Below are 22057 nucleotides of genomic sequence, written 5' to 3'. Positions count from 1 at the left end.
TTACCGTGTGGGCGGCGCTGTTGAAGCAGGAAATCGTTATCGGCTCTCCGACAACCCTGAATAACTTCTCCTACGTTGGCACGGTGATAACCATCGTCGCGCTCATCATTTCAATATCCGAAGTCCTGCACAGCGTTCGTTACTCACGAAGCATCAGTGCAGAAGCCAAAAAAGTGCTCAAGGAAGCAAAAGCGGTAGAGGGTGCCTCAGCCGTGAGCGAATGCCTCGCGACGCTTAATGAAACAGCAGGTTATATGGATACCGAAAACTATCAATTGGCGCTGAAGTGCTATCAGCATTTCAGGATTCTATTTGCCAAGATACCCGGCACAGGCGAGGAGTTTGAGAGGATCGACAATATCCTTGGAGAAACTGAAACCGCCGTCAGGAAAGGGATTTTCACATCGGCAAGCGCTCCGCTTGAGAAAAAAGCAAGAATTCTTATCCATCACAACCTTGAAAACATCAAAGAGAACCTTGAAAAGGTTAACCCGGCCAGAGGGCGACAATATGTTACCGCCTAGATTTCTCGATTTTGTCAAAACGCTTACAGCGAAAACGGAGCAAGGTGAATTCTCCTGGAGCTATGACGACAACAACTCGCTAGTCAAGCTAAATGAAAAAGCCTTTTCTCTTTCATTACGTTACAGCTTCAACTCCGATGAAAAATATGCGGAGTACGTCATCTATTACTTCGATGATATCGAAGACAAAGAATACCGGTTTTATACCAATCAAACCTGGAGCGACTTCGACTTCATACGGCGTTTGTTTGATGCCGCACAAGCTTCAAAAATGAAGCTTCCCTTTTGACACCTCAACGAGCAGTGAACACCTATCGCAGGCATTACTGCTCATCTCGTTCTCTCGACGGACAGGGAGTTAACGCGAGTTTACTCCTTGCTCAAATCCACCAACGGCGCCTGCCGCACCTCAGTCTCCCGACCACCCTGAATGTCGCTCACAGTTTTCAAAGCCTTATCCACAGCCCCTTTATCCACCAGCAAGCTATACCGGATCTGAAACTGTCTCTGTTCTTTAACCCCAATCGTCGGCACCAGATTCAGTGGCCGCTGATACCGACGGTTGTAGGAAAAGCTCGTCCCCGGTTCAAGACCCGTGACATAGCCCTGCCCTTGAGTGTCCGTGTTTTTCCACAGGGAGAACACCGGCAACTGCTGAGTATTGAAACCCACCGATACCCCAAGGCTCCCCGCCTTGTTATGCAGCACGGTCAACGTGTCACCCTTGGCATCGCCATAAGGCACTACGTTGTAAACCGTCTCGTCGTAATCCTTGGTCGGCGCGCGGTAAGTCTGCCAATCCGGCAAATCCCCTTTGGCCTTGTCATTGAACGGCGACACCTGCTTCACCGGTGCGGCAAAACGAGCGCCCTGCTCCAGAAACGGCGTACTGAAGTTACTGTGATACAGCGCCTGATATTCCTTTGGATAATCGCCGTTGTTGGTGAGGGTGTCGTTGAGGGAGAACGCCGCGCTGCCAGGTTCGGTGACCAGTTCAGTCATCACCGAGAAGTCGACTTTCTTGAACGCCTGCTCTTTGAGCTCACCGCGCAGGCTGATCGCGTAAGGTGGTTTTTCATCGATGTGCAAAGTGACTTTGCTGGCCGGGATGTTGGCGGCACGGCCGTGGAGGGTCAGCAATTCCCCGTTATCCATGCCGGGGTGACCAACCCACTCGTAGCCGCAGCGGGCGACCAGTTCGTTAAAGCCCTCGAGCCAGCCCAGCCCGCCGCGACCGTTGAGTTCGATGAAGGACGGATTGACCACGCCCTTGACCGGCGAATCCCAACCCATGCGCACATTACCGACCGACGCCTGCAGGACGTTCATCCCGCGGGTCGGCACCACCGAGAGTTTCATCGTGCCGTTATCGATGTCGACGATGCTGACGCCCTCCTGCCGGCCGCCGTGCAAGTTACGAAGGGTCACGGAGAAGGGTTTGTCGGTTTTTACACCGAGTTGCTGGCTGGTGACCTGCCAGTTTTGGGCAGCCTTGTCGCTGTCGAGCAGGACGTAATCCCAGGCCATGGCGTGGGAGGCGGACAGCGCGCCAAAGGCAACGACGAATTTGAGCGGAGTCATGGGGAAGCCTTTCTTGGAGTTGTGCGTTTTTTATAGCGCTGATGAAACGATTCAGCAAGCCTAAAAAGCGTACACCCGAGCCTTCCCAAGCCAATTTAAATTGACCTCATGCAACCTCCGCACGCTTACGCTAGTCTCATACGGTTTTGAACCTCCGGCAGATTGACGGCGACATCATTATGACATTAAGGTCGCCAGCTAATTGCAGGAGCAAGAGCAGACACCTTTGTCTGTCATTTTTGCGCAGCGGAACATATGGAGTTTGAATGCGCGGGGCACTATTACGCAGCGGTAAGAGCGGGTCATTCACTGCCCTGGGCGAGACAGGTCAACCGGTCTACCGGGCGGCCCTGCAATTGCGCGAAGCCATTCGCCGCAAGAACCCTGAAATGGTCGATCACCTGGCCATCCCTCAAAGCGATGAGCTCGGTAACCAGATCGACTGGTACAGCGGCCTCGACGGCGATGTGATCCCGTGGAGCAGCGCGACCGAAGAAGAACGCGCCCCTGCACGCCGCCAACTTGAAGCGCTGAAAACCGCACTCGAGGAATTGAGCCAGCGTTTCCTGGGCACTGATCCAGCCGAACAGCAGCAAGGCGACAAAGCCGTGTTCGGCAAGCTGCTCAAGCGTGTGATTCATTTCCCCGACGAAAACTTCGTCTACCTGGTGCAAGGCAAACCGGTGCTGACCTTTTGGGGCTTCGAGCATGCCGGTACCGGCAATCGCGATCCCCTGCACTGCCTCTATCAGGTTCCGCCCGCGTTTACGCTGCCACCGGTGGTCGAAGCCGCGCCCGTGGTTGCGCCTCCCGTCGTGCCGGTGATTGCTCGTCCGTGGTGGCGGCGCTGGTGGTGGCTGTTGCTGCTGCCTTTGTTGCTGCTGCTTTTGTGGCTATTACTGGGCTTGCGCGGTTGCGTGCCGATTCCACTGGTGGCGGTCAATCTGCTCCCCGAGGGCATCGTGCCTGTTGAAAGGCAACTGGAAGAACCACAACTGACCGGCCATACCACGACGCTCAATGGCGTTCCTGTGACGGGCACCGTTGTAGGCTCAACCACGGGAACCGGCACCGCTGTGACCGGAACCCATGGCGTGGAAGCGCCGGCGGTCGAGGGCAACGAGGCTGACGCAGCACCCGCCGGCGTGACCCAAGACCCAGCCAAAGACCCGGCAGCCGAAGCCCCAGCCGCGCCACCCGAAAACAAAACTGCGCCGCCGGATATCACATCGCCCGAGGCCGAAAAATCCGCCGCCGCAAAACCCGGCCCTCCCCTGAGCATTCCGCCAGACGCCGCCGATGGTGCCGCCAAGTTCCTCGACGGTCAGTTCCGCGCCGGTGCCGGTATTCAGGATCGCCGAACCGGCAAACCCCTGCGTCTGGAATACCAGCTCAAGGACGGTAAAGGCGAAGTCACCGTACACCAGGCCGACGGCACGAAATGCAGCGGGCCGGTGAGCGCTACTATGAAGGGTGGCAGCCTGGCCATCGACAGTCAGGGCCAGGCCGTGTGTGGCGATGGCAGCACTTACGACATGCCCAAGGTCAACTGCCGCAAAGGGGCGACCACAGTCGCAGACTGCACCGGCGGTTACGGCAAAGAACAATTCCCCATGTCCATGCGGCACGTGGCCGAATAAAAACGGAATAACCCGACATGTTGCCTGAAGTCACCCAATTCGAAGACACCGTCACGCTGGTCAGCGACACCGGCATCCAGTTCATGGATTTCGCACTGCGTCTGGATCCTCGCAAGGAACCGACCGGCGAATTCGCGCCGATGATCAGCGGGCTGATCTGCCGCCTGTCGTACAACGAAGAGAAAGACTTCTTTTTCTACGAACCTGAACCGGAAAAGGTCGAGAAAGCCAAACCTGCGTTCAGCGTCGACATGAAAAGCAGCCTCGAGTTGCTGGACGGTATCTGGCTGCCGACCCCGTTTTTCCGCTTCATGCCGCCGCATCGCTTCGACGAAGGCCCGACCAACTGGTCGCGCATGCGTCTGGTGAAGCTGGCGACGCCCGACATCGACGGCAACACCCACCGCCTGACGATGGCCTTCGACAGCCGCGTGATGCCCAAGCGTGACGGCACCGCTTACCTGGCGCCAAACGAAGAAGACATCAGCTCCGGCGTGTCCTTCAAACTGGCGACGAAGGCCAGCGAAACCCGCTGGTTCCTGGCCCAACCGTGGGTCAACGAGTGGCTGTTGGAAGTGTTCAACGAGGGCAATGCCCACCGCTCGCGCGCAGAGCTGGACACCGACATCCGCGCCAACTATCACTTGGCGCACTACCTCAACTTGCTCAGTCTATTGAGCAAGCCGTCCGCCGCCCAGCAGTCGACGGCCCGTGCGAAAGTTGAAATCCCTGAGCTGAAAGTAGTCGCCAACGACAGCAATGGCCTGGTCAAACCGATTCCGGTGGACCTGGTGCTGGACGTCGGCAACTCGCGCACCTGCGGCATCCTGATCGAAAACCACGGTCAGGCCGGTTCCGGGTTGAAACAGAACTACGTGCTGGAACTGCGCGACCTGATCACCCCGGAACACACCTACAATCTGCCGTTCGAAAGCCGTGTGGAATTCGCCCAGGCGTACTTCGGCAAGGACCACTGTTCGGTCAAGAGCGGCCGTCACGATGCGTTCCAATGGGCGACGATTGCCCGCGTCGGCAATGAGGCCAGCCGTCTGGCCAGCCGTCGTCGCGGCACCGAAGGTTCCACTGGCCTGTCCAGCCCGAAACGTTATCTGTGGGACGAAAACGCCTACGGCCACGGCTGGCGCTTCAACTGCTCGTACATCAAGACCGACAACGAACCGTACGCCACCGCCGCGCCGTTCTCGCATCTGATCAACGAAACCGGCGAGGCGCTATACAGCCTCGAAGAAGACGATCGTCTACCAGTGTTCATGCCGCGTTATTCACGCAGCTCGCTGATGACCTTCATGCTCGCCGAAGTACTGGCCCAGGCGCTGTCGCAAATCAACAGCCCGGCCCAGCGTTCGCGCCAGGGTCACACCCGCGTACCGCGCCAACTCAACAGCATCACCCTGACCGTGCCGCCGGGCATGCCGCAGGCCGAGCGCAGCATCCTCAACGAACGCATGCTACAAGCCATCGGCCTGGTGTGGAAAAGCCTCGGCTGGCATGTCGGCGAGGAAGATCCACATCAGGATCAGGCCGTCAGCCCGCGCACGCCGATCCCTAGTATCCGCGTGGAATGGGACGAAGCGTCCTGCGGCCAGTTGGTGTACTTGTACACCGAGGTCAACGAGAACTTCGCCGGTCATCCGGAAGAGTTTTTTGACACCATTGCCCGGCCGGACAAGACCGACCGCCAACGCATCACCCTCGCGACCATCGACATCGGCGGTGGCACCACCGACCTGGTGATCACCGACTATCGCCTCGACCGCGCGGGTAATACCGGCAGCGGCAGCAACGTGCATATCGTGCCCGAGCAGCGTTTTCGCGATGGCTTCAAAGTAGCCGGCGACGACATCCTGCTGGACGTGATTCAGGACTTCATCCTGCCGAGTTTCGAAAAAGCCTTGCAGAACGCCGGCGTGAAAGCCCCGGATTCGCTGATGTCACGGCTGTGTGGCGATGAATCGGTCAGCGCCCAGGACATGATCCTGCGCCAGCAACTGAACCTGCAGGTATTCGCCCCGCTGGGCCTGGCGCTGCTCAAGGCGTACGAGCATTACGATCCGCAGGTTCCGCAAGAAGTCACCCCGCAAAGCTACCGCCAATTGCTCGGTGACAACGCGATCAGCAAGACCGTGCTCGACTACGTCAACGCCGCCGTGCGCCGCGATGTCGGTGGCCAGAGCGGTTTCGACCTGTATGACGCGCCGATCAGTTTCGACCTGCAGAAGCTTCACGCCGCTTTCCTCAACGACCAGATCAACATCACCAAGATTCTCGGTGCGCTATGTGAAGTGGTCGCGCATTACCCGTGCGATGTCTTGCTGCTGACCGGCCGTCCTTCGCGCCTGCCTGGCATCCAGGCGTTCATTCGCAAGGTGCTGCCGCTGCCACCGGGGCGCATTCTGGCGCTGCAAAACTACCGCACTGGCGGCTGGTATCCGTTCCACAAGAACGGCCGGATCGACGACCCGAAAAGCACCGCGTCGGTGGGCGCCATGCTCTGCCTGTTGTGCGCCAACCACAGCGTGCCGAACTTCTACTTCCGTGCTTCGGCGCTCAAGCCGTATTCGACCGTCAAGCACATCGGCGTGATCGACCTGAACAACGTGATCAAGGATGCCGACGTGCTGTACCGCGACATCCAGTCCGAGGACTACAAAATCAAGCTGCCGGAAATCGGCGTTGGCGATGCCGCCGACACGCAACAACTGGAAATGCGCGGCGATCTGCGCCTCGGTTTTCGTCAGTTGGCCGCCGACCGCTGGGCCGCCTCGCCGCTGTATACCTTGCGGTTCACCAAGGCCGGTCGGGAGAAGTTTTCCCGCGCGATCGGTGAAAACGGCAGCGCGCCGCTGCTCAAGGTACGGTTCGAGGTCAAGCCGGCGGACAAGTACACACGCAAGCAGGATCTGGTCAGCGACCGCCTCTCGGTTCGCGACATCGAATCCAACTGTAACAACGTCAACTTCAACCCGCGCAGCGACCTCGAGCTGGAACTCAACACCATGCTCGACGCCGGCCTGAGCGAGACCAAGTACTGGCTCGACAGTGGAAGTGTGAAACGCAAATGAATGATCTGACCCCCGATCAAACTCAGCTCTCTGCCAGTTGGGCCGCTGTTTATGAAGGCGCCGGTCAGGCGCTGGACTGGATTGGCCAGACGCGGGGCAACGCGCCGCGCCTGGACAGCGAAGCCGACAACCTGAACATCCGCCTGCATCGCGCCCGCAATCTGGCTCAAAGCCTCGGTCGCGTGGCCTGCACGCCGATGACCATCGGTTTTTTCGGCTTGTCCCAGGCCGGCAAGTCCTACCTGATTTCGGCCCTCGCCGCCGGTCAGAACGGCAAGCTGGAAACCGAGTTCGGCGACCATCGCCTGGATTTCATCAAGCACATCAACCCGGTGGGTGGTGGCAAGGAAGCCACCGGCCTGGTAACGCGCTTCAGCCGTCGGGCGACGGAAAGTCAGGACAATGACTTCCCGGTAGAACTCACGCTGTTCAAGGAAATCGAGCTGGCGAAGATTCTCGCCAACGCCTGGTTCAAGGATTTCGACCTTGAGCGGATTTCCTACGAGATCGACGAAGAGCGTATCCAGCGCGTGCTCAAACCGTTCGAGGGCCGCGAAACCGGCCCTCTGCAAACGGGGGTCAATGCCGACGATCTGGTGTCGCTGTGGGATTACCTGCGCGACAACTTCCGTAACTCGGTGAAGAAGCTTGAGCACCTGTACTGGCCCAAAGCGTTGCAACTGGCGCCACGCCTGAATTTCCAGGAACGGGCCGAGCTGTTTTCAATTCTCTGGGGTGAGCAAAGCGAGTTGACGCGCGCGTACCAGCAACTGGCCGGAGCGCTGCACAAGCTGGGCCTGCCCGAGACCGTGTTCGCACCGTTGAAGGCCTTGGTGAGTTTCGAAAACGACACCTACAGCCAGCGCGACAGCATCATGAACGTCGACATCCTCGAACGCTTCGGCAGCCCGCTGGACTTGCCAATTGAAGTTCGACCGCTGGTTGGCGATCGCCTGCAAAACAGTCAGGCGATTGCGGTCGCGCAACTGGCGGCACTGACCGCCGAAATGACCTTCCGCCTGATCGAAGCGCCGGTGGATGACATCGTCAATCAGGTCGACCTGCTGGATTTCCCCGGTTATCGCGGGCGCCAGAAACTGCACGAGATCGCCGATTCCAACGACCCGCAATCCACCGCCAAGGACAACTCCGTTTCCCAGCTGATCCTGCGCGGCAAGGTCGCCTACCTGTTCGAACGCTACACCGACAACCAGGAAATGAACGCGCTGGTGGTCTGCACAGGCTCGACCAAGCAGAGCGACGTCAACGACGTGGGCCCGGTGCTGACCCGCTGGATCGAAAAGACCCAGGGCGCCGATTCGGCCGCTCGCAGCAAGCGCGACACCGGTCTGATCTGGGCGCTGACCATGCTCGACCTGCGCATTACCAACTCCCTCAGCCTGACACCGGATCAGTACGACGAGAGCTGGAACGGCATGGTCAAGCTGACCATGCTGGAGCGCTTCGGCAGCCTGAGCTGGATGAACGACTGGGCCGGCACACCGTTCCAGAACACCTACCTGGTGCGCAAACCTCGTATGGACGCGGCGTTCATCGGGCAAGACGCGAACGGTGCGGAAACCGGCCTCAATGCCATCTATCAGGAACGTGTCAGCGCGCTGGGCACCAGCTTCGCCAGCAACGCTCTGGTGTGCAAACACATCAGGAACCCGGCCAACGCCTGGGCAGAAATGCTGCGCAACGATGACGGTGGCATCAACCACTTCAGCGGCAGTTTCAAAGGCGTGGCCAATATCGAATTCAAATTGCAGCGCATCCGCGAGCAATTGAGCGAGTGCCTCGAAGGCCTGACCACTCACGGCCTGAGCCCCTGGTACCACGCCGACGGCGATGGTGCCGCAGCCGCCAAGAAAGCCAAAGCGCAAATGATTTTGACGGGCCTGGGCCGTCGCCCGGCGGTGCTCGGTGAGTTGATCGATCAACTCGACATGCCGAGCGAAGAGGTGCGCGACCTGTACCTCAGCGGCGTGTACGAAACCGATGACGAGCCGGCCGTGGACGACGAGCCGGTCGCACCGACACCGAGCCAGAGCCTGTATGGCAACGACGCCGGTTTCGATTTCGATTTCGGTGACGACACAAGCCCTGAAGCTCCGGTCAGCAGCAACGCCGACACCCTGGCGCCCGAGCTGCAAAGCAACGAACACCGATTCGCCAAAGCGGCATTCAAGGCCTGGATTGCGCACCTGCGTGAACTGACCACCCGGCAAAGCCTGCTCAACCTGCTCGGTCTGGAAAAAGCATTGCTGGAAGCGGTGGTCGACGAACTGATCACCGCCGGCTATCGCCAGGACTTGCCGGGGCAACTGAGCCGTGCGGTCCTCAAGCGTGCACAAAGCGGCGCACGGCGCGATCAACTGGTCGAGCGCCAAGTCCTGGAAGTGCAACGGGTACTGCGCGATTTCGTGTCCTGGTTCGGCTACCTGCAGAAGCCGGTAAGCGAGCGTCCGAACAGCCGCGCCGGTGCCAAGGCGCCGCTGTTCTCGTTCTACACCGACATCAGTCCGGGACAAGTGCCCGTGCTACCGGCGCAACCGGCGAATCAGGCGCAGCGGTATCTCGGCGACTGGCTATCGGGCCTGGCCTACCTCACGCAGGACAATGCCGGCCATGGCGCCGGACGTGAAATCACCCCTGAACAGAATGAACGGCTGGGCCAAGTGCTCACAGCCTTCACAGCGAGATAAGCAATGCCAATTCGTGTCGACCTGCTCGCGTTAGAGCCCAATGTGCCTGGCCAGGCCCGCCTCACTGTGAAGAAATGGCAGGGTGGCGAGGAACAGCTGGAGTTTTCCATTCAGCGTAACCAGGACGGTTTTTACCTCCAGGACCACAAGGCCTGGAGCAACAATCCATTCTGGTTCAAGGTCTCGCGTTTCAACGTCACGGCCAGCGGCGAAGGCCTGGAGGCACAGGTCGGCCCAGACGTGGTCGACCCGCTGCTGGAAGGCGGCGCCAACTCGCAATTCCAGATCGAACTGCGTGAACAGAGCCAAGGCCACGCGGACAAAGGCGTAGTTCGGCCAGGCGTTGGCGTGTTGCCGTCCACGGCCGGCGGCCAGACGCGCTCGACGTATGGTGGCGCCGAACTGACGGCGCCGAGTGCACCGGCACCGGAAATCCCGGAAATCCCGGAGCTGCCTGAACTGATCCTGTCTACCGCCGAACCGGAAGTGGAATTAGAGTCAGTGCTCACCGAGCGCGCCTACACACCGCCTCCCGCACCGGTGAAGAAAAGCAACAAAGGCCTGATCGGCCTGTTGATTGTCGTGTTGTTGCTGCTGGCCGCGGGCGGCGGATTCTGGTTCTACAAACGCACCCCGGCGACTGCCCCGGTGGCCACAGCCGTTGCCGCCGTACCGGCCGGCGCCGACGCTCAAGCCTGCACCCTCGATAGCATGAACAGCCTGCCCGAATTGACCTTCGTCCAGACCTGCATCAAGGCCGCACCCGACAGTGCCAAGTTGCTGGAGATCATCAACCAGGCCAAGGCCGGCAAACACTGCGGTGTCGCCCAGCGCCTGTACGCCAACCGTGCCCAGGCCGGTGACGCGCTGATCGCCAACGCCTATGCCCGCGAATACGACCCTAAATACCTGAAGGCCAGCGAGTGCTTCCCGGTCGCGGACAACGCCACGGCGGCCTATTGGTACGAAACCATCCTCACCCAGGACCCGAACAACGCCGAAGCCAAGCAGCGTTTTGAGGAGTTGCAGAAGTGATGCGTTCGCCCGTGAGTCGATTCCTGTTGAGCGGCGCCGCGTTGTTGGCGCTGTATATCAGCCCGCTGTCCCAGGCCGATGACAAACCGCTGATCCAAGCCGGTAAAAAGACCCTGTTCCAACGCGTGCTGACCACACCAGGGTGCAAGATCAGCCCGACAGCGGGCGGTGCCGCAGGTGACGAACAGCCTGTGTTCAGCCGCTTTTACGTGTACGAACGTGCCCAAGCGAACAACGCCGAATGGCTGAAAGTCGGCCCCGACAGTTACGGTAAAACCATTGGCTGGTTGCCCGCCGGTTGCACCACCGACTGGAAAATGCAGCTGACGCTGGCCTTCACCAACCCGGCCAACCGCGACCGCTTGCTGTTCTTCAAGGACCGCACCACTGTCGAAGCCATCCTTGATGCACCGGACCCGGTGAGCAAAGTTGCGCCGCTGCGGGCCAAGTTGAAAAAGGGCCAGCAAGCACCGGGGGTGCTGGCTGAGGAGCCTGAATATTTCGTCGACCTGCAAAAGCAGTTCTATCTGCTGCCGGTGCTCAGCGGCGAAGAAGTCATGACCGAAGGCGGTTTCCGCACGCGCCTGCTCAATGTCGCGTCGGTCAGCAAACCAGATGACAAGAACGCCAAGGGCGGATCTGCCAACAACGCTGCCGGCGGCAAGGAGCCCGAGGACAAAAACGCCAACCAACTGAAGGAATTCAGTGCGGCGGTGGTGTTTGTCATCGACTCGACGATCTCGATGGACCCGTACATCGACCGCACCCGCGAGGCGATCCGCAAGGTTTATCAGCGGATCGAAGCACAGAACCTCGGCAAGCAGGTCAAGTTCGGCATGGTCGCTTTCCGCTCCAACACCCAGGCGGTGCCGGGGCTGGAATACACCACCAAGATGTACGCCGACCCTACCAAAGTGAAAGACAGCGCCGACTTTTTCGCCAAGATCGCCGACCTCAAACAGGCCTCTGTGTCGAGCAGCAGCTTCGATGAGGACGCCTTTGCCGGCGTCATGGAGAGCATCGACAAGGTCGACTGGAGCCAGTTCGGCGCGCGCTACGTGGTGTTGATCACCGACGCGGGCGCCATCGAAGGTGACGACAAACTGTCGAAGACCGGTTTGAGCGCCGCGCAGGTGCGCATCGAAGCCGCCAATCCGGGCGTGGCGATTTACACCCTGCACTTGAAAACCCCGGCCGGGGCCAAGGACCACGCCAAGGCCGAGGCGCAGTACCAGAACCTGTCGACCTACCCGGGCACCAACACCTCGCTGTATTACCCGGTCAACGCTGGCGATATTCATGAATTCGGGCGCAAGGTCGACGCACTGGCCGCCGCGATCACTACACAAGTGAAAGCCGCCTACATGGGCGAGGACGCCATCGGCAGTGCAGCGAACGCCAAGCAGGACCCGGCCGAGAAGAAAATGCTCGAAGACGCGGCGCTGATCGGCCACGCCATGCAACTCGCCTACCTCGGCGAGAAGACCAACAGCAAGGCCCCGCCGGTGTTCAAGGCGTGGATCACCGACCGCGACCTGATCAAGCAGAACATCCCGACCACCGATGTGCGGGTGCTGCTGACCAAATCCCAGCTCAGCGACTTGAGCGACGTGATGAAGCAGATTCTCGATGCGGCCAACGAAGGCCTGATTTCACCGACGGAAATGTTCGATCGCTTGCGTTCGGTGGCGGCGACCATGGGCGCCGATCCCAATCAGCTCAAACAGAACAGCAACGCCAAACTGGCGGACATGGGCGTGCTCGGCGAGTACCTCGAAGACCTGCCCTATCAGAGTGAAGTGCTGAACCTGGATGAAGAGACCTGGAAGAGCTGGGACGGTCTGGCGCAAGAGAAATTCATCCGTACGCTGAACACCAAACTGCGGCATTACCAGCGTTACAACGCGGATGTCGACCGTTGGGTCGCTTTAGCCAAGGACAGTGATGCACGGGACAACGTGTACCCCGTGCCACTGGAAATGATGCCTTAACGAGACGCCGATGCTCGATATCAAGAACCTGCTGGTGCGCCGTGGTGAAGGCGCACAGGCTCATCACGTGCGACTGCCGCACTTGCAGGTCGGCGCCGGAGAAATCCTCGCCATCACCGGCGAGAGCGGCAGCGGCAAAAGCACGTTGCTCGAAGCCATCGGCCTGTTGCTCGCGCCGATTGAACTCGAGCGCTTTCGCCTGGGCGCGGCGCACGCTCAGGATATCGCCCAACTGCTGGCCACTGACGACCAGCCGGCGCTTGCAACCGTGCGTTCACGGCACTTGGGATTCATTTTGCAGAGCGGCGGCTTGCTGCCGTTCCTGAGCGTGCGGGATAACATCAGCCTGCCGCGCCGGTTGCTCGGGATGCCGGCAAAGAGCGAGCACATCGACCATGCGGTTGACGTGTTGCGCCTGCAAGGGTTGCTGGATAAACAACCCCAGGCCTTGTCGATCGGCGAGCGTCAGCGCGTTGCCTGCGTGCGCGCCATTGCCCATGAACCGCTGTTGCTGTTGGCCGACGAGCCGACCGCCGCGCTCGACCCCCATAGCGCCCGGCGCTTGTTCGAGTTGCTGCTGAGCCTGGTGTCGAACATGGGTTTGAGCGCGCTCGTTGTGTCCCATGACTGGGCCTTGCTGAAAGATTTCGGCTTGCCGCGACTCGGCGCTATCAGCCGTCAGGGAGAGACACTGTTTGAACCGATGGACTGATCGCTTGCGCCTGCTGGGCTCCCTGGCGCTGCAAGACCTCTGGCACGACCGCAAGGTCTCGCTGTGCATCGCCGCGTCCCTGGTGGCGGTGATTGCGCCGTTGTTGCTGCTGTTCGGGCTCAAGCACGGAGTGGTCAGCCAGTTGCAGGACGAACTGCTGCGCGACCCGCGCAACCTTGAAGTGAAGATGCTCAGCAACGGCAACTACGACACGGCCTGGATCGAGCGTTTGCGCCTGCGCCCCGAAACCGGTTTTGCCCTCGGCCAGACGCGCTCGCTCAATACCCAGGCTGACCTGCTGATCGGCATGCAACGGTTTGTCGAAGGTGCGGAAATCATCGCCACCGAGCCGGGCGACCCACAACTGAACCTGGCGTCGCTCACCCCCGTCGGCAATCAAGTGATCCTCAGCGCCAGTGCAGCGCAACGTTTGCAGGCCAAGGTCGGCGACAGCGTGCAGCTGCGGGCGTTGCGTCGTCTGGAAGGTGTCAATGAACGCGGCGAGATGACGCTGACGGTGTTGGCGGTGCTCGACGGTGCGCGCTTCGGCCGCGCGGCCGGGTTTGTCGCCCCGCCGCTGCTGCTGGATCTGGAGCGCTTTCGCGACGGTTATCAGGTCAGTGCGTTCGGCGTTGTCACTGGCAAGCCTCTGGGTGATCTGCAACCGCTGTACGCCCGCGCCCGCGTGTATGCGCGCGACATCGATCAAGTCGCACCGCTGGAGCACTGGCTCAACGAACAACACATCGAAACCTCAAGCCGGCTGGCCGACATCGACAACGTCAAAGCCATCAATCATGTACTGGGGCTGATCTTCGGCGTGATCGCCGTGGCGGCGCTGATTGGCTGCGTGGCGTCGATGGTCGGCGCATTCCTGGCCAACATCGACCGCAAACGCAAAAGCCTGGCGGTCCTGCGGTTGCTGGGTTTCAAGCGCCGGGCCGTCGGCGGTTTCGTGGTCCTGCAGGCGCTGGTGCTGAGCCTGGCCGGCTACGTCGGCGGGCTGGGGTTTTATGCCGTCGGCAGTCATCTGTTCGACTACCTGCTCGGCAGCAGCCAGGCCACCGGTACCTTCGTTTGCCACATCACTGTCTGGCATGGCGTTGCCGCCCTGCTCCTGACTTTTTTGGTCGCTGCATTGGTGGCCGTGATCGGCGCCCTGCGAGCCATCAACATCCAACCTGCGGAGAGTCTGCGTGAGCTATAAACGTTTTGGCTTGCTGTTGCCCCTGAGCCTCGGCTATATGCTCGACGCCTCGGCGGCGGGCTGGGAAGAGAAATTTTATAACCCGATGCCGGACGCCGCCGACGTGGTGCTGCCGATGCCTTGCGAAGGCTCCATGGTATTTCGCAAGGTGTTTATTCCGGTGGCCGGGCCGCTCGACGATTACCCGATCAGTATTGGTCAGGACGGCGCGGAGTATGGCTACGTCGAACAGACCCGCCCGACCTTTATCGCCGGCAGTTTTACCGGGGCCAAGAACGACAAATCCCGCTACTACCTGATGGCCAAATACGAGATGAGTCAACTGCAATACGCCGCGCTGACCGAAGCAACCTGCCCCACCGCAGCCACCAAGATGCGCTTGCCGCAAACGGCGGTGAGCTGGGTGCAAGCCATCGAAGCCGCCGACAAGTACAACCTGTGGCTGCGCAAAAACGCCGCCGGCAAGCTGCCCAAGGAAGACGGCGCGCAAGGTTTCCTGCGCCTGCCGACCGAAGTCGAGTGGGAGTTCGCCGCGCGCGGCGGGCTGGAAGTCGGTGCCGCTGAATTCCGCGACACACACTACCCGATGCCGGAAGGCATAAACGCCTACGAGTGGTTCGCCGGGGCGCAATCGTCCAACGGCAAAGTGCAGTTGTCCGGCCTGCAAAAGCCCAATCCTCTGGGCCTGCACGACATGCTTGGCAACGTCGACGAAATGATGTTCGAGCCGTTTCGCCTGAACAAACTTGATCGCCAGCACGGTCAGGCCGGCGGCTATGTGGTCCGTGGCGGCAACTACCTGACCGCCCAGGCCGACCTGCGCACGGCGTTGCGCAAGGAACAGCCGTACTACAACGCCGACGGCCAGGTGAAAAACAAAACCACCGGCCTGCGCCTGGTCATGGTCTCACCGACCCTCACCTCTCGCGAGCGTGTCGCCAGCATCGAAAGCAGCTGGAAGAAACTCGGCACCGGCAGCAAGGAAACCGAATCCGCCGACAAAGGCACCGTGCAATCCCTGAACAGCCTGGCCTCGGGCGTCGAAGACAAAGCGCTCAAGGAAAAACTCCAGGCCCTGGAAAACCAGCTGCGCGCCAGTAACCAGCAGCAGGAAGAAACCCGCGACCAGGCGATTCGCGCCAGCCTCAATCTGGGCGCATTCTTGTGCACCAAGATGCTCGACGACGGCCAGTACGTGGACTTCCTGCAAAAGAACTACAAGCTCAATTGCGAAAGCGCGGACAAAGACGCCAGTTGCGACATGCGCAAAGGTAAGCTCGACGAGCAGAAGGATCGCCTGCACAAGCTCAGCCGCTACTATGCCAGCAGCCTGGTGGAATCGGCGACCTTGTACGGCCAGCCATTGCTTGAAACGCAGGTCCCGGTGATGGAAGAAATCATCACCCGCAACAAACAGCTGCAAGACCTCAAACCCTACTTGCGCACCCACTGGGCCAATCAGAAGGCGTTCCTGCAAAAGCAGAAGATCGACACTGAAGCCTGGCTGAACAGCTGCAAAACCGTTACTCAATAACTCACCTCAATAAAAACACGTCAACACCGTCACCTAGGAGTTTCACCATGTCGCGCAGCCTTTGGACTCGCTTCAAGCTACAGATCGCTTTTGTTGTCGCCGGCAGTCTGCTGCTGACCGGTTGCGCCAACACCGGTAGCTCCATGCTCGGCGAAAGCGACGGCACAGACCCGCGCCTGACCCAGGGTCAGGACGCAGAGTTCTTCAGCAAGTCCGGCTATCAGGCCTGCGCCATGGGCGCCGGTGTCGGCATCCTCGCTTGCGCGCTGTCCAACAGCAACAACAAAGCCGTGTGCGCCGTCGCCGCCGGTATTACCGCGTGCGGCGTGGCCATGGGTGCGAACTACTATCTGGATCAGCGTCGCAGCGAATACGCCGACACCTCCACCCGCTTGGCTAAAATGAACAGCGACGTCGAACAAGACACCCAGAACGTGATCGCCCGTACCGCGACCGCTCAGCAAGTGATCAAGGATGACCAGGCGCAAATCGCCCAGATCAAAAAGGACATCGCCAACAAGAAAGTCGACAAGGCCAAGGCCCAGGTGCAAATCGCCGATATCGATTCGAACATCGCGCGCCTGCGTAAAGACCTCGGCAACATGCGCATCAAAGTCACCGAGTACACCAAAGTGGCAGACGCCGAGCGTGCACAAGGCGCCGCCGGCGCCGAGATCAAGCAGGTGGACATGAACATTATGAAAATGAACCAGAAAGTCGCTGCCCTGCAGAAGGAAGTCGACGGTCTGTACAGCCAACGCTCCGCCATCACCCTGGGCTAAGCACATGACGCTACGACAACTGGCGGTCCTCACCGCCGTCCTGGCCTTGAGCGGTTGCGCGACCAAGCCGGGCGAATGCGATGCGACCAATCGCGACAGCAGCATGCTGACCAAGATGAACTGCGACTACTCCGGTGGCTACAGCGACCAGGTCAAGCAGAAGGAACTGGCCCTGAGCGAGTCCCGTCAGCAAAACGCAATGTTCCGTCAGGTGTACGAGAACATTCAGGCCCAGCAGCTGAGCACCAAAACCGACCTGGCCAGCCAGCAGAAATCCCAGGCGGCGCTGAATCAATCGCTGGGGCAATTGCTGACCTCGCTCAAAGCACGGCATGGCAATGAAAGCCAGGTGCAGAAGCAGATTGCCGGGCTTGAGCAGCAACTCAAGGCTTCGCAGGCTGCGCCAACGACCAAAGCCACTCCAGCGACGCTGAAGGCCAAGCAGGAAGAGCTGAAGGCGTTGCAGAAGAAGGTCAATCAGCTGCAATTCAGCCTCGGCTACGAAGAATAACTTTTCACCCCGCAGGCCTCCCGATGGAGGCCTGCACCCTTTTCAGGAATCGTCGTCATGCAGCGGGTCATCAGGGATGCGCAAGCCACACCGGAGGGGATGAGTGCGCTGCAAGCTAAAGTCGCCCTCATCCAGAAACACTTTCCGCCGACCGTCGCCAGCCTTTTTGCCATCCCGCGGATGGGCAGCGGCGACGTGCTGGAGTGGTGGACCGAACTGGGTGGCCAACCCACGCCCTACGCCGACCTCAACGAGGACGCGCAACGACGTTTGCTGGAAACCTATGAAGTGCGTCAGACGTCCCTTGGACAGCTGGCGGACGAACTGCAAAGACGCGGTCAACCGACGGAAGCCGAAGACCTGCGCAGCCTGCTCGGCACACCGGAGCTGGACAAACTCTACAGCCTCAACGGTGAGCCATTGGTGGTGCGCTGGAACCAGCGCCCGCCCAAACCGATCGTACCGCCGGTGGTTCCGGTGGTGCCGGTTGTACCGCCGTCGCGCCGTGGCTGGTGGATCGCGGCGGCCTTGCTGGCATTGCTGTTGCTGCTTCTGGCGCTGTGGCTCTGGTGGTTACTGCACCGTGAGCCGGTTGTCGTGGTTCCACCGGTTGCGCCGGTTGCGCCCGTGGTGACGCCCGTCGAGAAACCGGTTGAGCCTGTCGTGGAACCGGAACCTGCTCCGGAACCAGAGCCCGTGCCCGAACCAGCACCCGTGCCGCCACCCAAGCCGGTCCCACCACCAAAACCGGTCGTGGCCGCGCCGCCACCACCACCACCGCCGCCACCTCCAGCCCCGACGCTGGACAACTACGCATGCCGCAAAAAAGCGCCTGATGCCGTGCCCCCGCAATTTGTGGTGGTACTCGACACCTCGGGCTCGATGGACTTGAACATCAAGTCGGTGAAAGCCGACGAAGACTGGTTTTACAGCAATGAGATGAACAAGTACCTGGACCCGAACCGCACCATGCGGATCTTCGCCAAACCCAGCCGCATGGACGTCGCCAAGGACTCGCTGGCCGGCATGATCAATGGGCTGGACCCGAAGATCAACACGCGCCTGATCACCTTCGCGGGCTGCGAAAGAACACCGGACCAGGGCGTGTTCAAGTTTGGTGACCGCCAGCGGTTGATCAACGGGATTCGCGGTCTGGTTCCCGATGACGGCACACCGCTGGCCGACAGCCTGGCCTATGCGGCGAGCACGGTCGACGGGCGCAATAACGATGCGGTGATCGTGATGTTTGTCGACGGTGAGGACGGTTGCCAGAAAGACGCTTGCGCGGTATCCCGCCGAATCGCCAGGGAACAGCCGCGCCTGCGAGTCAACGTGGTGAAAATCGGTGCCGGTGGCCCGTCACGTTGCATCGCTGAAAACACCGGTGGCCGGGTTTACAGCAGCACCAATGCGGCTGAGCTGGGTAGCCAGCTGAAACAGGCAACCAAGGAAGTGTCCAGCAATGCCAAGTGCAACTGACTTGGGAACAGATCCTGAATTGAGGTGACCCCATCGCGAGCAAGCTCCCACACTGGATTTGTGATCGACACAAAACCCTGTGGGAGCGAGCCTGCTCGCGATGGCTATTTCAGCGGAGCCTCAACGAAACCGATCAACCTCATGCCGCAAATCCGCCGCCAGCTTCTCCAGCTCTTTGGCGGTGATCGCCAGATTGGACACCACTTCACGCTGCTCACTGTTCGCCAGAGCAATGCTTTGCAGGTTGCTGCTGAGCAAGGTGGCGGTACTGCTCTGTTCTTGAGTGGCGGTGGTGATCGCCGCGAATTGCTGACCGGCCGAGCGGCTTTGCTCATCGATCCGTGCCAGGGCACTGGCGACGTTGGCGTTGCGTGACAGGCCTTCCTGCATCAACACATTGCCCTGTTCCATGGTGCTGATGGCGTTGCCGGTTTCCTGCTGGATGCTTTGGATCATGCCGGAAATTTCATCTGTCGCCTGGCGGGTACGGGAAGCCAGGTTACGAACCTCATCGGCTACCACGGCGAAACCACGCCCCTGCTCACCGGCACGAGCGGCTTCGATGGCGGCGTTGAGGGCCAGCAGGTTGGTTTGATCGGCGATCGAAGTAATCACGCCGACGATGCCACCAATTTCCTGGGAGCGCTGGCCCAAGGTATTGATCACCGTCGCCGTGCTGTTCAGCGCGCCGGCGATTTGTTCCAGGGACGAGGACGCTTCGTCCATCGACGTACGACCGATCTGGGTTTGCTGTGCGTTTTCTTGAGCCAGACGCTGAGTGCTGCCCATGTTGTCGGCAATGTTCAGGGAGGTGGCGCTGAACTCTTCCACGGCGCCGGCCATGCTGGTGATTTCGCCCGACTGCTGCTCCATCCCTTCATAGGCGCCACCGGACAGACCGGACAAGGCCTGGGCGCGGCTGTTGACCTCTTGCGAGGCCTTGCGGATGTGCTCGACCATGGTCGACAGCGCCTGGCTCATCTGGTTGAACGCACGGGCCAGCTGACCGATTTCGTCATTGCTCGATACGTTCAGCCGCACGCTCAAATCACCGGCGCCCAAGGCTTCGGCCTGACGCACCAGATCACCCAGCGGCGCGAGTTTGCTGCGCAGCAACCAGACCGCCGCCCCCACAGCGATCAACATCGCCAGCAGACTGCCAATCGCCAATTGAATGCCGACACTCCAGGTCACGGCACGAATTTCGGTTTTCGGCATGCTCGCCACCACCGACCATGGGCCGCCTTCAAACGGTACGGCAATGCTGTAGAAATCTTCGGACTTGTCGCTCCAGAACTCGCCCTTGCCCGGCGTTTTCGCCAAGCCAACGATGGTCGGAGTCGCTTGATCCAGCGCTTGTACGCCCGCGATCGGCACCAGCCATTTGCTCTGTTCATCCAGCAGCGCCAGGGAACCGGTCTGGCCGATACGGAAGCGCTTGAGGTTGGCAAACTGCGCGTTCTGCGCGTCGGTGTAGTCGAATCCTACGAACAGAACGGCAATCACCTTACCGCCGCTGTCACGTACGGGGGTGTACTGAGTCATGTAGGAGCGTTCGAACAACAAGGCGCGACCGACGTAGGCCTGCCCCGCCATCAAGCGGGCATAGGCCGGGTTCGCGTGATCGAGCAGCGTGCCGATGGCTCGGGTGCCATCCTGTTTGCTCAGGGACGTGCTGACCCGGATGAAGTCTTCGCCGCTGCGCACAAACACCGTCGCCACGCCGGCGGTCATTTGCTTGAACTCATCCACTTCCTTGAAATTGTTGTTCAGCACTTCGCTGCCCAGGTGCAGGCCCGGCGTCTGCGCGCCCGCTACCGCCACCGGTTCATCCGGGTGCACGCTCAAACCGGCGCTGAAGCGCTTCTCGAACAGACCGCTCAGGCGCTGGGTGCTTTCACGCAACGTGCCGTGAAAGGTACTCAACTGATCGGCCAGCAACCGGGCTTCACTGGCCAGGTGTTCTTCGCGGGTGGCAAGGTTGGCGGTGTCCAGCGAACGCAGGGCGAACACGGTACTGCCGCTGATGACAATCGCCAGTATCACGGCAAGCGCAAGACCAAGCTGTGAGGCGATCCGGGCACGAGGTTGAGACATGACAGCTCCTGGCCGAGCGACCGGATCCTCCTTGATCTGGCTGCACACTCAGCAAAATTCTAATAATGGGAATTGCGTCGAACCTGCACGAAGGTTCCACCTGCATTTTCGGCGGAAAATCTGAATACTTGAGTAATTAGCCGGGATATGGCTCAAGGCCGCCATTGCGGCGGCTCTATCGATTCAGCCCAAGTGTTGAACGTCGGGCAATTCCATTGCTCGGGCTTCTCCTTGCAGGAAATCGCTGAGCCTGCGCAAACGTTCACCTCCGGGGCGGGTTTTCGGCCAGACCAGGTAATATTTCTCACCGCTGGCGACGGCCGTCGGCCACGGCAGACTCAGACGTCCCTGAGCCACATCTTCCGCTACCATCAGCAGATCACCCATGGACACGCCATAACCTCGGGCGGCAGCGATCATGCCCAGTTCCAGCGTGTCGAACACCTGCCCGCCCTTGAGCGACACCTGATCCGCCAGCCCCATGCGTTCCAGCCAACTGCGCCAGTCGCGACGATCCGGTGTCGGGTGCAGCAGTTCGGCATTGGCCAGCCGTGCGACATCCCACGGTTGATCCTGCAAAAGATTCGGCGCGCCGACTGGAATCAGCTCTTCCGGGAACAGGAAACTCGCCTCCCAGTCCGGCGGAAAATGCCCGTTGCTGAGGATGACGGCGCAGTCGAACGGTTCATGGTTGAAGTCCACCGAGTCGACGTCCATCCAGGCGCTGGTCAATTGCACCTCGTTGCCCGGTTGCAGGTGCCGAAAGCGGCTGAGCCGTGCCAGCAGCCAACGCATGGTCAGGGTCGACGGCGCTTTCATGCGCAGGATGTCATCTTCGGCGCGCAAGGTATTGCAGGCCCGCTCCAGGGCGGTGAAGCCTTCGCGAATACCGGGCAGGATCAATCGCGCCGACTCGGTCAGTTGCAGATTGCGCCCACTGCGGTGAAACAGCCGACAGGCAAAATGCTCTTCGAGCGTACGAATATGCCGACTGACCGCACTTTGAGTAATCGATAACTCTTCGGCCGCACGGGTAAACGAGCTGTGCCGCGCCGCCGCTTCGAATGCGCGCAGGGCATACAAGGGAGGAAGACGACGGGACATTCGGAAAGCTCCTATAGCGGGATTCGGTCACCCTAGCAGAAACTCTTCAGCATGAGTTTGAATCATGCA

General features: G+C 60.3%; 16 protein-coding genes. 13 read left to right on the top strand and 3 right to left on the bottom strand.

Going from position 1 to position 22057, the window contains the following annotated elements; genetic code table 11:
* Positions 1-20: 20 nt before the first annotated feature.
* Together CUN63_RS13475 and CUN63_RS13470 are read left to right on the top strand one after the other, a co-directional pair.
* Positions 21-524, top strand: a complete 504-nt coding sequence (locus CUN63_RS13475; RefSeq protein WP_129440050.1) for a hypothetical protein — start codon at positions 21-23, stop codon at positions 522-524.
* The gene (locus tag CUN63_RS13470; protein WP_129445098.1) at positions 511-813 is read left to right on the top strand and encodes a hypothetical protein; all 303 of its coding nucleotides are present in this window, start codon (positions 511-513) and stop codon (positions 811-813) included. The genes CUN63_RS13475 and CUN63_RS13470 overlap by 14 nt, the downstream gene beginning before the upstream one ends.
* An 80-nt stretch (positions 814-893) precedes the next feature.
* On the opposite strand, the gene CUN63_RS13465 is transcribed toward CUN63_RS13470, so the two are convergent.
* A complete protein-coding gene (locus CUN63_RS13465; RefSeq protein ID WP_129440048.1) occupies positions 894-2105 on the bottom strand; it encodes an aldose 1-epimerase family protein in 1212 nt (403 codons plus the stop codon).
* Between the two features lie 266 nt (positions 2106-2371).
* On the opposite strand from CUN63_RS13465, the gene CUN63_RS13460 reads away from it, so the two are divergent.
* Genes CUN63_RS13460 through CUN63_RS13410 form a run of 11 tightly spaced genes read left to right on the top strand, consistent with a single transcriptional unit; the run spans position 2372 to position 18787 of the window.
* The gene (locus CUN63_RS13460) at positions 2372-3745 is read left to right on the top strand and encodes an SrfA family protein (protein WP_129440046.1); all 1374 of its coding nucleotides are present in this window, start codon (positions 2372-2374) and stop codon (positions 3743-3745) included.
* A gap of 17 nt (positions 3746-3762) precedes the next feature.
* Complete coding sequence (locus tag CUN63_RS13455) at positions 3763-6828, top strand: virulence factor SrfB (RefSeq protein ID WP_129440044.1); 3066 nt, start codon at positions 3763-3765, stop codon at positions 6826-6828.
* Entirely contained in the window at positions 6825-9536 is a 2712-nt protein-coding gene (locus CUN63_RS13450) for a putative virulence factor (protein WP_129440042.1), read from the top strand. Before CUN63_RS13455 ends, CUN63_RS13450 begins: the two co-directional genes overlap by 4 nt.
* Positions 9537-9539: 3 nt before the next feature.
* Positions 9540-10571 carry a hypothetical protein gene (locus CUN63_RS13445; RefSeq protein WP_129440040.1) on the top strand — a complete coding sequence of 344 codons (1032 nt, stop codon included), beginning with the start codon at positions 9540-9542 and terminating at the stop codon, positions 10569-10571.
* Entirely contained in the window at positions 10571-12562 is a 1992-nt protein-coding gene (locus tag CUN63_RS13440; RefSeq protein WP_165353317.1) for a vWA domain-containing protein, read from the top strand. Before CUN63_RS13445 ends, CUN63_RS13440 begins: the two co-directional genes overlap by 1 nt.
* 10 nt (positions 12563-12572) lie before the next feature.
* Positions 12573-13274, top strand: coding sequence for an ABC transporter ATP-binding protein (locus tag CUN63_RS13435; RefSeq protein WP_129440038.1), 702 nt, complete (start codon positions 12573-12575; stop codon positions 13272-13274).
* Entirely contained in the window at positions 13258-14481 is a 1224-nt protein-coding gene (locus CUN63_RS13430) for an ABC transporter permease (RefSeq protein ID WP_129440036.1), read from the top strand. Before CUN63_RS13435 ends, CUN63_RS13430 begins: the two co-directional genes overlap by 17 nt.
* Positions 14471-16015, top strand: a complete 1545-nt coding sequence (locus CUN63_RS13425; RefSeq protein WP_129440035.1) for an SUMF1/EgtB/PvdO family nonheme iron enzyme — start codon at positions 14471-14473, stop codon at positions 16013-16015. The genes CUN63_RS13430 and CUN63_RS13425 overlap by 11 nt, the downstream gene beginning before the upstream one ends.
* A 47-nt stretch (positions 16016-16062) precedes the next feature.
* Positions 16063-16797, top strand: coding sequence for a hypothetical protein (locus CUN63_RS13420; RefSeq protein WP_129440033.1), 735 nt, complete (start codon positions 16063-16065; stop codon positions 16795-16797).
* 4 nt (positions 16798-16801) lie between these two features.
* A complete protein-coding gene (locus CUN63_RS13415; RefSeq protein WP_129440031.1) occupies positions 16802-17308 on the top strand; it encodes a hypothetical protein in 507 nt (168 codons plus the stop codon).
* Positions 17309-17365: 57 nt separating this feature from the next.
* The gene (locus CUN63_RS13410; protein WP_129440029.1) at positions 17366-18787 is read left to right on the top strand and encodes a VWA domain-containing protein; all 1422 of its coding nucleotides are present in this window, start codon (positions 17366-17368) and stop codon (positions 18785-18787) included.
* A 120-nt stretch (positions 18788-18907) separates the two neighbouring features.
* Here the strand turns inward: CUN63_RS13410 and CUN63_RS13405 are convergent, their stop codons facing one another.
* Positions 18908-20884: a methyl-accepting chemotaxis protein gene (locus CUN63_RS13405; RefSeq protein WP_129440027.1), complete on the bottom strand. Its 1977-nt coding sequence runs from the start codon at positions 20882-20884 to the stop codon at positions 18908-18910.
* A 183-nt stretch (positions 20885-21067) separates the two neighbouring features.
* On the bottom strand, positions 21068-21988 hold the full coding sequence (locus CUN63_RS13395; RefSeq protein ID WP_046053830.1) for a LysR substrate-binding domain-containing protein: 921 nt from the start codon (positions 21986-21988) through the stop codon (positions 21068-21070).
* Positions 21989-22057: the final 69 nt, after the last annotated feature.

The organism is Pseudomonas sp. ACM7, assembly GCF_004136015.1.
GTDB lineage: Bacteria > Pseudomonadota > Gammaproteobacteria > Pseudomonadales > Pseudomonadaceae > Aquipseudomonas > Aquipseudomonas frigoris.
Note: the sequence above shows the minus strand (reverse complement) of the source record. Positions and strands in the feature narration are given on the sequence as shown.